We start from the raw sequence: 15,170 nt of genomic DNA, 5'->3' as shown, positions 1-15,170 counted from the left end.
CTTGAGTGCTTCCATAGCCTGCATAGTTTAAAGCACGTTTCAGGTCTGCCTTTGCATATGCCAGCGCCTGGTCAGGTGCTGATATTTCGATATTTGATGACATGGTCTTTGCCATTTTTATATCCATGCGTGTGAGATTGAGTGAGATGATGGTGGACAGGATCACGAGGAATATGCCGATAACAACGAAGGGAACGCGGGCTGAGTCATCGCGGAGGAAATGGATATTTTTATGGCATCTGTCATTTTTTAGGTGCATGTAAGGCGGCGAAAAAGAACTGTTTTGTTGATAAGGTTTACTATTAGCATAAATATTGTAGTTATCCACTAGTTAAGATAATTAAGATATGTTAAAATAATAACTGTAAGCTGCCCGTTAAATCCTGAAAAAAGCGGGATCAGGAGATTATCATCCAGCTTATTGGTAATCGTCTCAACGATCGTTGCCGTACCTGCCATCACAAGGACAAGTATCAGGTTTGGCAGGAACAACAATCCGATAATAATATCTACGACAAACTCTGCAGCGCAGCCTTCATATGCCCTGTTTTTCAATCCCTTGATCCATGTCCGTCCGAATACCTTCCCGAAGATAGCTGCAGATGCATCCCCGAATGTGGTCATAAGGATGGCAGCCGAAGCAATCTCTTTAGAAAAAACTGAAATTGCGATTATGCTGCCTATCGTGAAAAATACATGACCTCCAAGCCTGTCTGCTTCTTTTACCCTGAAAAGGCTATGAAATACAGGTATTTTTTTCCCCCATTCTATCCTGAAATACTCAAGTTCAAGGATCACGATCAAATAAACCGTGAGCAAAAGAAGCACTGCTTCCTTGCCGAAAAAATGATAAGTCAGGACTATTATGATAGAGGTCACGTGTACTGCTTTTCTTATCACTTCATGGATAATGTCTTCACGATGCAAATTTTCACTTTCCTTTTTAGCGCAAATTATCTATATCAATGATACCTTGCATATCATCCTTTGCTTTGTCCTCTTTTCTTTGCCCTATGTGAAATAATCGCATTATAAAGATGGCTGCATACGCAATGAAAATTACAAAAAACAAATAGATCACCCTGTCTATCAGGGAAACTATGACGGCAATGGTTATTGGTATTCCAACCATTGAATAGATACCTACCATAATCAATTCTTTTATCCCCAGGCCTCCAGGAATCGGAAGAATAGAGATTAACCAGAGGACCAGGGAAAGGGAAACTATGAGATCTGCAATGGTAATATCATATCCCACACTCTGGAAGATCATATAAGTTTTTAAATAAATGAATGCAAACATAAGAACAGAAAGACCAATATCTATTGAAAGGATTTTTCTGTCTTTCATGATCGATTTGTAGGTTTTTTCGAATTCAGCAATACCTGTTATTAAAAGTTCTTCGAATATTTGATATGAGTCAAACCTTTTCCTGATGAATTTGAATAATGAAAAATAATATGTTCTCTTAAGGATCAAATAGAAGAATGAAACTTGAGCAGACCTGTTTATCTTATGTTTAGAAAGATATGCAAAAAATGCCAGCAGGAAGAATATGAGTGCTATCACTTCTAATAAAATTGATAGCCACCGGGGTATATCCAGGAATAGCAGCACAAAAATTAAAGAAAAGCTCACAGGGATTGAAAACACAAAGCTGTTCGTTGTCTGGTCCATGACAATAGTAGCATACCAGTTAGCATGACGATGATCATTGGTTACATTCTTCAGGAACATCGCTTTTCCGAAACCGCCAAATGTTCTTGCGCGCGCTACATTAGTATTGAGAACATTTTCTCCCATAAGCCCCAGGAAAAGGATTGAAAATTTTACCGGCTTTAGCCTGTCCACAAGGAATTTCCATTTTAAGGCCCATATCAGGAATCCGCACAGTTCAAGCAAAATTGCAAGAATTACCATGTTTGGGTCAATTGATCGAAGAATTATGACAAGCTGTTGATAATCGATTAGCCGGAGTATAATAACTAATGTTAATAACCTGAATATGAAGATTATCTCGCCAGGCTTCATTCTTCCTTAATCCACATTGATAGATATATATTATATTTACCTTAATCACAATTGAAATAGAATATCGGAGGGATGAGCTATTCGAAGATACGATGAAGAGAGAAAAACAAAAATGTTTATTTTGATTGCACTGATCGGAGGGCTGATATTAGGATTTGCTTCTGACAGGTTTGTAACAGGTTGGTTGGGATCTTCGCAATTATATATTATTGGAATTACAAACGAGGTTGATGTCGGAAAGTCTACTAATGTCACGTTCATAACTTTTGGCAATGATAAAGTAATAAGTAACGCCAGCGTAAATCTCGATGGGCCTGCATCAGGTGCAGGATTAACCGATAAAAACGGGATGTTGACTTTGACTGTAAATGCCACGTCAGGAGGAAATATCAATGTCACTGCTGGAAAAGCTGGTTATTATAATGCAACGGCAACTATGATTGCCATACCAGGGCTTGTTATCAGCGCCACGCCCACATTACTTACATCAAATACGGCATCTTTTGTGACATTTTCCGCGAGCAGTGTTGGAAAACCTGTTGGAGATGTTCTGGTGAATCTCTCTGGTGCGGGAATTTCACTTGATGGGGTTACAAACAGTAACGGTGAAGTTGTCCTGCAAGTAAATCCTCCTAAAACAGGTGCAATTCTGGCGATCGCAAGAAAATCGAATTATACTGAAGGTTCAACCACTATAACATCCACGAGCCAGCAGGCATTGAGCGTTTCTTCAAGCCACAGTGCAGTAGCAGTAAATGTTCCGATGTATGTCACATTCACAGTTACAGCCGGAGGATCAAGAGTTAATGATGCCCTTGTAAGCTTAAGCGGCACAGCATCCGGAAGCGGGATCACGAACCAGGATGGAAAAGCCATTTTACTTGTGACACCCGGCACAGCAGGCACAATTACTGTATCTGTGAGCAGGACAGGCTATGCAGGAGGCTCTACTACTATCACGTCGACCGGCATACAATCATTGTCCATAAAATCAAATCCTGCAACAGTCACAGCAGGAGTTCCTGAGTTTGTCACTTTCACAGTGACAAGCGGTAGTAATGCTGTTGCCGAATCAACTGTCACACTTACCGGTGCTGTTAGCGGAAGCGGGATCACCAACCAGAACGGCCAGGTCATATTATATGTTAATTCAACAGGGGGTGGAATTACTGCTACTGCAACAAAGAATGGTTTCTCCACTGGAAGTATGAGTCTTGGTGTATCAGGCTCAGGCCAGAAATCTCTTGCTATTATCGCAAGCCCATCCAGTCTAACCAACTGGGTAACAACATATGTTACTTTTATGGTTACAAGCGCAGGTTCTGCGGTAAGCGGGGCAACAGTTGCAGTTTCAGGAGGCGGAATCAGTACTGACGGCATAACAAATTCTGCAGGCCAGGTAACGTTGCAGCTTAATGCGGCAGGACAAGGAACTATCAGCGTGACAGCCCGGAAAACCGGATACGTTGATGGGCTAACAACAATAGACCATTGATTTTTATGCTGGAAAATATCACGCGATTAATGGAAAAAGGAAACCCTGTAAGCATTCTTATTTCCAATGAAAAGGGCACGGAAAGTCCACTTTTATATTGTGAACTCGTGCATAGAGCAAGGTATGGCGAATCTTTTATAATCACGAGCCAGGGATGCAGTGTTTGTGAATATGTTTTTTGCAATGCGGAAAACTCACCGGGAGATTATTATAACAGTACTGGCAGGTACAAGAACCAGAAGGCGACATCAAATGCTGTTTCTTCGTTAAAGAGGTTTGAAATTAATGGCCGCTCAATAAGGATTACTCCTTTTAAAGGAGAGAAATTCGATGTCCTGATCCTTTACCTGAAACCCGTCAGGGCGATGAGGATAATCCAGGCTTATGCATATCTTGAGGGGAAGCAAGTCAAGATCAGTACCGGGGGTATAGCATCAATTTGCAGCGATTGTACTGTAAATCCATTGCGGGGAAAATTGAGTTACTCTCTGGGTTGCAAAGGTTCAAGGAAGCATAGCAAATATGGAGATGATGAGGTGGTTGTAGGAATCCCTTTTGAATTAGCAAAAGATATCGATGAAGCTCTCGGAAAAATCCCTGAGACCCTTTCATGAGTTTCTGAAAAGGCTCATCAAGCTGGCGTTGGTCAATTTTAATGTTTAACCATACGATACATTCCTTTTTCCCAAGAAAAAAATGGTGGGGAGCCACTCTCCCCAGAAAGTCCACGTTGCTATGTGAACTTGAAATTTGCTACATGTGCCGTTCCATCTATAAGTTTCACGTTAAGCTGGCGGGAGGTATTGCTCCAAGCCTTTTCGATCTTCCGGACATAGATGAAATGAATCTCCCTCCCACAAACAAAGATTTTTTAAAAGCTCATCTGAGCTGGTATGTGTGTATTGGTTCAACTGGAAAATATTATAATATTAATTATCTAAGAATATATACACAACCATCCTCTCCCCTTCCCCCGGCACCCCAAAATCCACGCCGGCCTTGAACTTCTCTCCGCACTCGGCGCCATCAAGTTAAAGCCAATTGAAGAAATTACGGGATTTACTTTACAATCTAATCTCGAAAACTACGATACAATTGATGCAATCCTGGGAAGCAGCCCAGAAAGAGGGGCTTCTGCAGCGAACTGAGAAAACATATGTGCTTACCCCAGAGGCATCAGGTCTTGAATTTGAAAAGCCCAGGATCGTGACTATGCTCCTGAAGGAGTGACGCAGCTTATGAACGTGATCTCGCGGGTCAGGGAAGACCTGAACCCAGGCCTGAAAGTAGGCGCTGTTCTTCTGACTATATATGATGAAAGGACAAACCTTACAAAGGCTATCAAAGAAAAGGTACGGGAGGTGTTTGGAAATATCGTTCTGAATACGACCATTCCTCGAAGCGTAAAGCTGGCAGAAGCACCGAGTCATAAGCAGACGATTTTGACTATGCTCCTGATTCAGAGGGGTCAGGGCATACATGGCCCTCTCAAATGAATTGATCCATACTCCAATAATCTAAATAACATCAAGACACTTATCACATTATGCAAGTTCTCGCAGAGTTTGAATTCAATGCCGGAAATGCTGCCAGCATAATCTATGAAGCATTACTTCCGGAACTTGACCAGGATTACCAGCGCACCAGAACATCACTTATGCTCAAGGGTGATACGCTTATTTTAAAAGTTGAAGCAAACGACACAGTTTCGATGAGGGCTGCCTTGAACGGATGGCTGCGGCTCATAAAAATCACATACGAGATGTGTTCTTTGACTTCTGATACACAAGTTATAAATTGAGGATATACAATACTACACCAGATTTACAGGTGAATTAAATGAGTTCAGAATTACCCCCACAAATTCAAAACCAGCTTGCACAGTTGCAGCAGATACAGCAGCAGGCTCAAGCCCTGGCAGCCCAGAAGAACCAGGTCGAGATCAACTTAAAAGAAACAGAATTGGCTCTGGCAGAAATTGAAAAACTTGATGACAGCTCTGTAGTTTACAGGGCTATTGGAGATTTGCTCATTAAGACCGAACGTGAAAAAACGAAAAATGTCCTGGTTGAGAAAAAAGATATGCTTGGCCTGCGTGCAGAGACTATTACACGACAGGAAGAACGCATCCAGAAAAGATTCCAGCAATTACAGGAGCAGCTCAAACAGGCGATCGGCACTCCGGCCGCCAAGTAATTATGGAGTTAGACGAATCTGAATTCTATAACCAGCTGCTGGACTACAACAACATTCTTTATTTATGTCACAGGAATGCGGACCCTGATGCCCTTGGAAGCGCATTTGCGCTAAAAGAAGCAATCGGGGGAACGATTGGAGTTGTGGACGGATGCGACAGGGTTGCGTCCCAGATTGCCGGCCAGTTGAATATAGAATATGTACTTTCGCCAAAGGGAGATTATGACTTTGTGGTCGTTGTGGATACGTCCACACCTGCCCAGCTGAATGGGTTTCCATTAAAGTCTTATGCTGTTATTGACCATCATTCGACCTCCTCACTGTCTGAAAATTCGGCTTTTCATCTTCACCGCAATAAAAGTTCAACCGCCGAGATCGTTCTTGAAGTCTTAAAAAAAATGGGCGCACCCATTATGCGGCGAACTGCTTTTGCCCTGCTATCAGGAATAATCACGGATACAGGCAACTTCAGGCATGCATCATCGGATTCATTCAGAGCTGTAGCTGAACTTATGGATATCAGCGGTATAGAATACAATGAAGTTATTGATCTTTTATCTTCAGTTCCGCAGGATGTCTCAATGAGAATTGCCTTTTTAAAAGCAGCCCAGCGCTCGGTCATAGAACGTGTGGATGACTGGATAATCGTTTCATCGCATGTGAATTCTTTCGGGGGCGCAGCAGCCTCAAGCCTTGTCTCAATAGGCGCAGACGTTGCATTTGTTGGCGCAAAAAGGGATGATGTTGTAAAGGTGAGCGGCAGGGCAAGAAGGGAGATACAGAATGCAGGCATAAACCTGGCAAAACTGATGGAAGATATTAGCGCCAAATTCAATGGTACCGGAGGCGGTCATGAAGGCGCAGCAGGAATGGATGCATCAGGGGATGTAGAAACTATCCTTGCTGCCTGTGTCGGGTATGCCAGAAATTCAATTACAAAACGACTATAAGTCAACCATTTGGAATTATTATTCTCACATTGCTCATCAATATTTTTATGCTCTCGATATTTCTGCATTTTCAGGATCAAGTCCGACCCATTTAACTTTGTAACCGAGAATATCAAGCATCTGCTGGCTTTTTATTCCGTATTTCTCGAAAATAATAATGGCTTCACTATGTTTTTTGATGCTATCCAGTTCGCTCTGAATTGTTTTAATAGTTTGATTATCTACAAGCTGGTCTCCGATGAGTGAATGCCCGTTGATCTTCTGCCGTATCACAGTCTTTAAGGCATCCAGGCCGACACCATATTTTCTTGCGATTTCATCAAGATCAATAACACTCCCCTGCAAAATAATTTCGATGTTTTTAAGCTTTTCAACTTCTTCAGCGAGTTGTTTCTCCTCATATCGTCTCAAGATTTCCAGTATCTCAAGATATGGTATTTTCTTATCATAAAAAATCAGGTTATCAACTTTGAATTCCGGGCCTGAGCAAGCAAGATCATTATTCACCAGGAGTATCAAGTTTTCCTTTTCTGTCAGCAGATTTATCTTTTGGATTTTATTCTTGAGATATTCAGGTGTCCAGAAGCCAATGATTTCAACGTATATCCTGGTACCGTTTCTCTCAAGTGAAAAATCAGGAATAAAGGCATACTGACCTGCTTTCATCAATGCCGGTTCTCTCTTACATGACCATCCGTTGAAGTTCAGTAAAGAGAACTCTTTTTCAATGGCACTATCAAAAGTCTCGATATTAGGGTATGCTTCTATATTGAAAATCTGTCTGGTATTATCCAGGGTAAAATCATAAATCTTTTTTCCCTGCATTGTTTTTTTTCATGATACTTGCTTTCAAATTCCATTTGCTGCACTTCATGATAGTCGGCAGCAACTTTGCCAGAGCTGTACCATACTTTTCAGTCATTTTGAATATGCTAACAGGACCATCGATGATTATTTTTCCATCCTGGATAAGGTACATTAATCCAAGCCGTTTAATCTTCCAGAAGATATCCTGGTAATTTCCTTCTATCTGAATTTCCATACCCCATGCTTTAAAAGAAGCGTTTGCGTCAGGGATAGATTATATTGCCTGAGCAGGTTTTCAGGTGTTGTGGTCTTGAATTCTTTTATTACGAGATTCTCTTCCATATCCGCCCACAAAATCTTTTCAAAGGCATCAGTCTCAATAGACAATCTTCTGGCAATCCTTTCAATAATCTCTTTTCGTTCCTTAATATCACTAACTGCGCCATTGCATTCCTCAAAAACAGTTCTTCTTGCAGTGACTGGTTCTATGAGCGAATCCATCTCGATGATGCATCTTCTCTCAAGAATTTGAGTTAGTCCACGGATCAAGCGGTAATCTATCTCCTCAAAATCTTCGATTTCTTCAACGAGTTCCCCATATGTTTTCCCGATATGTTCCTGGAACAGGTTAATAACCGAGCTTGAAATTTCCAGGTTCTTCCGGTCAAGCGTAGCGTAAACAGGCTCTATTTTTCCGTTGTAGATCTTTGTAACAAGAAGGTCACTGGTTAGCATTTTTCTTACCTTATAGCTTTATTTCTCCTTCTTGCCGTGTTAATTTCACTTGTTTCACCGGATACAATTTCATAAAGGATAGCTTCCTTTCCTTCTTTCTTTCTGAGTATCCTTCCCAGCCGCTGTATGAAAGCTCTTTCACTGCCTGTTCCACTCAAGACAACGCCAACATCGGCTTCGGGAACATCTATTCCCTCGTCAAGAACTCTCGATGTAACAACCGCTCTATATATTCCTGATCTGAACCTGTCCAGAATATAGCTCCTTTCCCTGGTCGCGGTTCTGTATGTAATGGCTGGTATTAGAAATCTCTTTGATATCATGTGAACCAGTTTGTTATGTTCGGTGAAAACGAATAATCTCCCCTCTTTATGTTTTTTCAGGATTTCTGAGAATTTTTCTATCTTCGAGACACTGTTCAGGGCGATGTCTCTTGCCTTATTTCTTGCAAGAAGTGCCTTCCTTGCGTCAGGATCTCTTCCGCTTCTGATTACAATCTTCTGAAAATCCAATGGAGTCCTGATTGTGATATTATTTTTCCTCAGGTAGTCCGTAAAGGTTCCATGATTTAGATCATACTCTTTTTGTTCTTCTGCTGTCAGTTCAACAACAATCTTCTGGATCTTGAAAGGTGATAGGTACTCTCCTGCAAGCTCTCTTATCTTCGTCTCAAATACCTTCCCACCCATTAGCCTGTTAAGCTCTCTATGAGATCCGTCTTCTCTTTCATAGGTAGCAGTCAGACCCATCCTGAACGGTGAAGCAAACATCTCAGCAATTTGTTTAAAGCTCTCGGCTGGAAGGTGATGGACTTCATCAAAGATTATAAGACCAAACTTATTGCCAAGTTTTTCTGCATGTATATAAGCAGAGTCATAGGTTGAAACTGTTAAGGCTTTGATATCATGCTCCCCGCCACCAAGCATTCCCACTTCGATTTTAAACTCTTCCTTCAATTTGGTACGCCACTGGTCAAGTAAGTCAAGGGTCGGAACTATCACTATTGTTGGAGTGTTCAGCAAGCATATAGCCTTCATACCAATAATAGTTTTACCGCTTCCTGTTGGTAATGTGAGCACTCCTCGCTGGCCATTTAGGATCCATGCATCAAGAGCCTGTTTTTGATAATCCCTCAAAATAATGTTGCTATGAAGATCAGGACATGGTAAGAGGTCCAGGACATTATCCGTAAATTCGATGCCTGAATTTTTCAGGTAATCAATAATATCTTTATAGTGCAAAGCCATTGCTTTGAATGTTCCGGAACGCTCATCCCATGTTGAGTTTGGGATTCGCATATTCCCACTGATCGCGATTGTTCCCCGATTAAAAGTAAGTTGCATGATTTAATAGAAATCGTAATTATGTGTTAATAAACGTTGGCAGGGGATGTAAAACTAATTGAAATGTTCATTATTCGGGAAATATACCCTGGTCGTCGAAAAAGGTGTGTTTTTCACCGACATGCACAATAAGTTAAATCCCTCTCCCCCTTCCCCGCACCCCAACCCTCTCCCCCGGAATAATTTCGATAACTCTCAACGATCCATCACCAGGAACCTATCCGGTCTCAGCTCGCGCTTAAGCGCGCGGCGCACATGCAAGCCCCCGGACACTTGAGCTGAGAGGATAGCAGAGATTGACAGTTCAACGAAATCCATCTTCAGGCTATCAAGTTCTTTTTTCCTTCCCCGTATTCTCGATATCTCCAAGTATGCTTTATACGTTAGTCTTGCTTTACAGGCTGCTGGAATATCGTACCGCAGGACTGGCAATAATAGCCACCCAAACGAGTTCGTTTTTTGATACTTGTACTCCAACAATTAGGACAACGATAAGCCCATGAAGGATATGGCATAATCACTATCCTCTAACTTTATTCAATTAAAAAAGGCTGAAAAGTTTTAGTAAAGACAGGATCTATATCTATATTATATTTTATCTCGTGGGTTCAAAGGGTTGAGAATACCCCTTCCGATAGGTGGGGGATGAATCTGACCCTTTGCAATTGTAATACCTATCCCAAAAAAAGTATTGTTCAGATAGCATTTTAAGGGATAGGCATAACGAATATATAGTATCAAAGACATATATAGGTTGTTCAGATAGCATGAGAAAGTCATTTCAATTTCGGATATACCCAAACAAAAAGCAAGAAGTAGCTCTTGAGAAGACACTCACGATTTGCAGACATCTTTACAATGATTCTCTTGCAGAACGAAAGCGACAAGCCGAGCTTAACAGACTGAAACAATCCTTCAATGTGTTCCCGTGGGGGTATCCTGAATGGATTAATTACTATGACCAAGCCAATCAACTACCATTGACAAAAACAGCATTCCAGAAAGAAGTACATTCACAGGTACTACAGAATACCCTGAAGCGTGTCGAACGAAGTTTCCAGAATTTCTTTAATGGCGCAGGATATCCGAGATTTCAAGGAAGGAATAGATATAATTCATTCACATATCCCGGTAGCGGTCTGAAACTCAATCTTAATGAAGGTAAGCTCATTCTCTCTAAAATAGGTGGTTTGAAAATCATATTGCATCGAGAAATTGAAGGCAAAATCAAGACATGTACTATTAAGAGAGATGTTGACCAGTGGTACGTTTCATTCTCATGCGAAATCGATATTCCGATCATTCCTATTGAAGTCAAAACAAAAACAGGGATAGATGTGGGTTTAAAATCACTGGTGACTTTCAGTAATGGTGAACAGATTCAACCACCAAAGTTCTTGCGGAAATCAGAAAAAAGACTTGCAAGAGAACAGAATCATTTAAGCAAGAAGAAAAAAGGCTCATCTAATCGTAACAAACAGAAAAATAAAGTAGCAATAGTCCATAGAAGAATCAGGTATCAAAGAAAGGATTTCAATCATAAATTAAGTACAAATCTTGTGAATAACTATGACAATGTAGTGTTTGAAAAATTGCAAATACAAAACATGCTTAAAAATCATTGTCTTGCAAAGTCAATAGTAGATGCATCATGGTCACAATTAATCAATTTAACTATATACAAAGCAGAATACGCTGGTAAAATAGTGGAATTGGTTAACCCTAATGGAACATCGCAGACCTGTATATGCGGATATCATGTACCGAAAACATTAGCAGTAAGAGTTCATTCATGCCCTTCCTGTGGTCTTGTGCTAAATAGAGACCATGTATCTGCGATGGTAATAGAAAGTAGAAGTAGTACGGCAGGTATTGCCGGAATTCAAGCCCGACAGAGCAATCCCAATAGGGAAGCAATGAAGCGGGAAGCCCCTTGTGAGAGCAAGGGGTAGTTCACTGAATTCGAAGGGGCAGGAATAATTTTTTTAAAAGAATTGATCGACTGTTTCCACTGCCCGTACTATAAGTTTTACACTGTTTTCAAGATCATTCATGCTCAATACGTTTACAGGTGTATGGATATATCTTGATGGTGTGCTGATCACGCCTGTTGGTATTCCTTCCCTGGTAAGGTGTATGATAGAAGCATCCGTTTGTCCCCCTGAACCCACCTTTAACTGATATGGGATATTCCCGGCTGCATTTTGTAACCACTTCAATACAGGTTCGGATACGATTATTCCGCGTCCTTCGGCATCACTTACTGTGATAACAGGTCCTTTACCGATTTCGAGCGCTGAATCTTTTTTCTCGATCCCGGGGTGGTCTCCGGTAAATGTGACTTCTGACACGAGCGCAACATCGGGATCAAGCCCGAAAGCAGAAGTACGGCCGCCCTTGAGGCCGACTTCTTCCTGTACTGTAAAAACAGCATGTATGGTGGCCTTTACATTCTTTATCCGCTGCAGCGCTTCGATCAGTACGGCACAGCCTCCACGGTCATCAAGGGCCTTGCCTGTGAGAAAATCATTACAGAGTGACTTAAATTCGGTATCTGATGTGATGGGTGTTCCCGGGAATACGCCATATTTTTCAGTATCTTCTTTGCTTGTAGTCCCCACATCTATGAACATATCTTTGGCTTTAACCGGTTTTTTTGTTTCTTCCTTTTTCATCGATATATTTTACCATAAGCCCGATCTCATCCATATGAGCGGCAAGCATCAATCGGGGAGATCCGCCGTTTTTTGTGGCCAGAAGATTTCCCATTTTATCTGTCCTGATCTCATCTACAAAAGACCGTATCTCCTCCTCGATGATTTTCCGGATATTATTTTCATATCCCGAAACCCCGTGAGCGTTCGATAACCGTTCCAGAAGATTTTTTATGTCACCCATAATTATCATTTATGATTCTCTGGTGGGCGTATCAAACTATTGTTTTTATTGGAAGAATAGTATCATTTCATGAAAGTACATGGAAAATCATAAATATTGGTTTCACAATTAAACCTTGGGGATGGTTCCATAACTCTCAAACCTTTCCAGATTACTGGAAAAGATATTAAATCAAAGATCAACACCTGGTTTAGCATTAAAAGAAATCAATATATATCGATTGCCCTAATTTTATTTTTTGCTTTTCTTGTACGAATGTATCTATCTACGCTCCAGGGATTTGAATTTGATATTTCACTGTTCAGGACATGGAGCCGTGGAGTTCACTTTACGGGAATTTCTAATTTCTATCATGGTGTAAAGTCCGATTACCCCCCGTTATACATCTATATTCTATGGGCAGTAGGAGCATTTTATAAATTATTCATATCTTCATCCTTTGATATCCAGTCCCCTGTTTTTACAATTTTACTAAAAACTCCTGCTATAATAGCTGATATTGCAACTGCTTTATTGATATTTTTGATCGTAAGGAAATATGGAAGTTTCAATATGTCTTTCCTTTCCATGACAGTTTATGCATTCAATCCTGCTATCATCTACAACTCTGCAATATGGGGGCAGGTAGATTCAGTTTACACGCTGTTTTTAATGTTTGCTCTTATGGAATTTGTCTCAGGAAAGCCGATGATTGCAGGAACTTCTCTTGCCATGGGGATCCTGACCAAACCCCAGAGTCTTGTACTTGTTCCTCTTTTTGCCCTGATAATGCTGAAAAAACATTCACTACTTACATTTGTAAAAGTATCAATTGCATCATTTACTGTATTTGTGCTTGTGGCATTGCCTTTCTATCTGAACACATCGATTTTTGGATTGTTCAGGCTATATTTTTCATCATATACCCAGTATCCGTTTAATTCTTTAAACGCTCTGAATATATGGTCTTTTGGAGGCCTGTTCCAGCCTGATAATAAGATTTTCCTGTTTTTGACATATCGAATATGGGGATATCTCTTATTCGGCTTGCTTTTTATTTATGTGGCGTATATTATCACAAAACGAAAAGACGATAGGTCGATATATATTGCCACAGCAATATTATTTTTCGGATTTTTTATGTTATTTACCCGGATACATGAAAGGTATCTCTTTTCTCTTTTTGCTCCGCTTGCAGTTGCAATGGCCCTTGATAGGCGTCTTTCTTATGTGTATTTATCAGCAACAATAACTTTTTTGTTCAACCTGCACTTTGTCCTGGAGGAATCAAAAACAGGTACATTTGCGAATATTGAATTCTTAATACCTCTTATAGCCGGAATTAACCTTATCCTCTTTATATATACAATTTATTGTTTTTCATCAGATTTAAATAGTTTAAAAGTAGATATTAAACACTCAGGAATTAAAAAACATCATGAACAATGAAGAAGTCAGAGCGCTTCGTAAAGCATTTGACTCGGTTAAAGAAAGGCAGGCTTTTAACCAGTCAAAAGGCTTTGCAGAAAGAACAGAGAGACTTATTTCATCACGTGAACTTTGTGTGGGAAATGAAGTGCTTCTTGAACAGGCTATCGCAAATCTCAAGAAAAACGGAATAAAGGTCTATCTTGCCAGGGAAAAGCAGGAAGCGCTTGGGATAATATTGAATGAGATAGGGAAGGAAAAGTTCATCGTAAAATCAAAATCCAATGTGACCAAGGAACTGGAATTAACAAAATTTCTTGAAAAAAACGGGGCAACTGTTGTGGAAACAGATATCGGGGACAGGATCTTACAGATATTGAATGCAAAGCCTTCACATCCCACGGGTCCTGTGACTCATCTTTCCGCAAAACAAATTGCAAAAGGCATCTCAAAATATTATGATGTACCAGTTACAGAAACACCTGAAGATATCGTGAAAATAGTAAAAGAGGATATCGTTTCAAGCCTTGATAAGGCAAAAATCGGAATTACAGGAGCCAATGCCATCGCTGCTGAGGAAGGCTCTATTATCATGACACATAATGAAGGAAATATCCATGAGGTCATGAGGAAACAAAAACATATTGTAGTGACCTCGATAGACAAGATATATCCTGATATTGAATCTGCTATAAATATGATAAGGATACTATGTTATAATGCCACAGGTGCGATAATCCCTTCATTTGTGGATATAATAACCAGTGTAAGCAAAACAGCAGATGTGGAAAAAAAATTCATTAAAGGGGTTCATAATCCATCTGAAATCGTTCTTGTGCTGGTCGATAATAGAAGGAGCGACCTTGCAAAGAAAGGATTTAAAGAACTTCTTAAATGCATAGGATGCGGGAATTGTTTGCTGCATTGCCCCATGTATAATACTATCGGGAATGAGTATGCAATAGATAGCTACCTCGGAGGGAAGGGATTAGCTTATTATTCGGTATATACAAATGAACCGAATAAGAAGCTGGAATTATGCCTTGGCTGCGGGAAATGTGTGGAAAATTGCCCTCTTGAACTTGATATTCCCGATCTGATCAAGAATCTTAGAAGTACGGGTATATCTTCAGAGGTTTATTATTTCTTGAAATCTCATATCATCTGGGTATATTACCAGGCTCTCTTGAGGGTGGGTAAGAAAGGATAATTTATCTTCATTTTATCATCCGGAATCAGACCGCAGCAAGTGCCATAATAATTAATCTCATAATTACTTTCTTTAGCAAACCATTATTGTCCCAAAA

General features: G+C 40.4%; 17 protein-coding genes and 2 pseudogenes. 10 read left to right on the top strand and 9 right to left on the bottom strand.

Annotated features, from left to right (window positions below; genetic code table 11):
• The 3 genes from MNV_RS09965 to MNV_RS09955 all read right to left on the bottom strand — a co-directional run.
• On the bottom strand, nucleotides 1–259 hold a 259-nt coding region (locus MNV_RS09965), incomplete at its 3' end, for a hypothetical protein (RefSeq protein ID WP_143311727.1).
• 68 nt (nucleotides 260–327) lie between these two features.
• Entirely contained in the window at nucleotides 328–927 is a 600-nt protein-coding gene (locus MNV_RS09960) for a diacylglycerol/polyprenol kinase family protein (RefSeq protein WP_096205691.1), read from the bottom strand.
• Nucleotides 928–943: 16 nt separating this feature from the next.
• Nucleotides 944–2,032: a lysylphosphatidylglycerol synthase transmembrane domain-containing protein gene (locus MNV_RS09955; protein ID WP_096205690.1), complete on the bottom strand. Its 1,089-nt coding sequence runs from the start codon at nucleotides 2,030–2,032 to the stop codon at nucleotides 944–946.
• Nucleotides 2,033–2,144: 112 nt separating this feature from the next.
• On the opposite strand from MNV_RS09955, the gene MNV_RS09950 reads away from it, so the two are divergent.
• The 7 genes from MNV_RS09950 to MNV_RS09925 all read left to right on the top strand — a co-directional run bounded on the left by MNV_RS09950 (nucleotide 2,145) and on the right by MNV_RS09925 (nucleotide 6,673).
• Entirely contained in the window at nucleotides 2,145–3,527 is a 1,383-nt protein-coding gene (locus tag MNV_RS09950) for a hypothetical protein (protein WP_096205688.1), read from the top strand.
• Nucleotides 3,528–3,532: 5 nt separating this feature from the next.
• The gene (locus tag MNV_RS09945) at nucleotides 3,533–4,141 is read left to right on the top strand and encodes a DUF169 domain-containing protein (RefSeq protein WP_096205693.1); all 609 of its coding nucleotides are present in this window, start codon (nucleotides 3,533–3,535) and stop codon (nucleotides 4,139–4,141) included.
• Nucleotides 4,142–4,625: 484 nt separating this feature from the next.
• On the top strand, nucleotides 4,626–4,757 hold the full coding sequence (locus MNV_RS20715) for a hypothetical protein (protein ID WP_257000022.1): 132 nt from the start codon (nucleotides 4,626–4,628) through the stop codon (nucleotides 4,755–4,757).
• An 8-nt stretch (nucleotides 4,758–4,765) separates the two neighbouring features.
• The gene (locus MNV_RS09940; RefSeq protein ID WP_097298394.1) at nucleotides 4,766–5,023 is read left to right on the top strand and encodes a ParA family protein; all 258 of its coding nucleotides are present in this window, start codon (nucleotides 4,766–4,768) and stop codon (nucleotides 5,021–5,023) included.
• A 50-nt stretch (nucleotides 5,024–5,073) separates the two neighbouring features.
• Nucleotides 5,074–5,328: a KEOPS complex subunit Pcc1 gene (locus tag MNV_RS09935; RefSeq protein ID WP_096205684.1), complete on the top strand. Its 255-nt coding sequence runs from the start codon at nucleotides 5,074–5,076 to the stop codon at nucleotides 5,326–5,328.
• A 38-nt stretch (nucleotides 5,329–5,366) separates the two neighbouring features.
• Nucleotides 5,367–5,723: a prefoldin subunit beta gene (locus MNV_RS09930; protein WP_096205682.1), complete on the top strand. Its 357-nt coding sequence runs from the start codon at nucleotides 5,367–5,369 to the stop codon at nucleotides 5,721–5,723.
• 2 nt (nucleotides 5,724–5,725) lie between these two features.
• Nucleotides 5,726–6,673 (top strand): DHH family phosphoesterase, encoded by a 948-nt coding sequence (locus MNV_RS09925; protein WP_096205679.1) that lies wholly within the window; start codon nucleotides 5,726–5,728, stop codon nucleotides 6,671–6,673.
• Nucleotides 6,674–6,718: 45 nt separating this feature from the next.
• Here the strand turns inward: MNV_RS09925 and MNV_RS09920 are convergent, their stop codons facing one another.
• The 5 genes and pseudogenes from MNV_RS09920 to MNV_RS21325 all read right to left on the bottom strand — a co-directional run bounded on the left by MNV_RS09920 (nucleotide 6,719) and on the right by MNV_RS21325 (nucleotide 10,073).
• Nucleotides 6,719–7,498 carry a DUF790 family protein gene (locus MNV_RS09920; RefSeq protein ID WP_096205678.1) on the bottom strand — a complete coding sequence of 260 codons (780 nt, stop codon included), beginning with the start codon at nucleotides 7,496–7,498 and terminating at the stop codon, nucleotides 6,719–6,721.
• Nucleotides 7,476–8,215, bottom strand: a pseudogene (locus tag MNV_RS09910) (DUF790 family protein). The gene MNV_RS09920 and the pseudogene MNV_RS09910 overlap by 23 nt, the downstream one beginning before the upstream one ends.
• A gap of 5 nt (nucleotides 8,216–8,220) precedes the next feature.
• Entirely contained in the window at nucleotides 8,221–9,558 is a 1,338-nt protein-coding gene (locus MNV_RS09905) for a DEAD/DEAH box helicase (RefSeq protein ID WP_096205673.1), read from the bottom strand.
• A gap of 195 nt (nucleotides 9,559–9,753) precedes the next feature.
• A complete protein-coding gene (locus MNV_RS09900; RefSeq protein ID WP_096205671.1) occupies nucleotides 9,754–9,990 on the bottom strand; it encodes a hypothetical protein in 237 nt (78 codons plus the stop codon).
• On the bottom strand, nucleotides 9,942–10,073 hold the full coding sequence (locus MNV_RS21325; protein ID WP_394336541.1) for a TFIIB-type zinc ribbon-containing protein: 132 nt from the start codon (nucleotides 10,071–10,073) through the stop codon (nucleotides 9,942–9,944). The genes MNV_RS09900 and MNV_RS21325 overlap by 49 nt, the downstream gene beginning before the upstream one ends.
• A gap of 252 nt (nucleotides 10,074–10,325) precedes the next feature.
• On the opposite strand from MNV_RS21325, the gene MNV_RS09895 reads away from it, so the two are divergent.
• A complete protein-coding gene (locus MNV_RS09895) occupies nucleotides 10,326–11,510 on the top strand; it encodes an RNA-guided endonuclease InsQ/TnpB family protein (RefSeq protein WP_257000021.1) in 1,185 nt (394 codons plus the stop codon).
• A 33-nt stretch (nucleotides 11,511–11,543) separates the two neighbouring features.
• Here the strand turns inward: MNV_RS09895 and MNV_RS09890 are convergent.
• A pseudogene (locus MNV_RS09890) lies at nucleotides 11,544–12,267 on the bottom strand (M42 family metallopeptidase).
• A gap of 285 nt (nucleotides 12,268–12,552) precedes the next feature.
• On the opposite strand from MNV_RS09890, the gene MNV_RS19050 reads away from it, so the two are divergent.
• The gene (locus MNV_RS19050; protein WP_141398748.1) at nucleotides 12,553–13,884 is read left to right on the top strand and encodes a hypothetical protein; all 1,332 of its coding nucleotides are present in this window, start codon (nucleotides 12,553–12,555) and stop codon (nucleotides 13,882–13,884) included.
• Nucleotides 13,874–15,073: an LUD domain-containing protein gene (locus MNV_RS09880; protein WP_096205667.1), complete on the top strand. Its 1,200-nt coding sequence runs from the start codon at nucleotides 13,874–13,876 to the stop codon at nucleotides 15,071–15,073. The genes MNV_RS19050 and MNV_RS09880 overlap by 11 nt, the downstream gene beginning before the upstream one ends.
• Nucleotides 15,074–15,170: the final 97 nt, after the last annotated feature.

The organism is Candidatus Methanoperedens nitratireducens, from assembly GCF_900196725.1.
GTDB classification, from domain to species: domain Archaea; phylum Halobacteriota; class Methanosarcinia; order Methanosarcinales; family Methanoperedenaceae; genus Methanoperedens; species Methanoperedens nitroreducens_A.
This window is presented reverse-complemented; position numbering and strand designations above follow the sequence as displayed.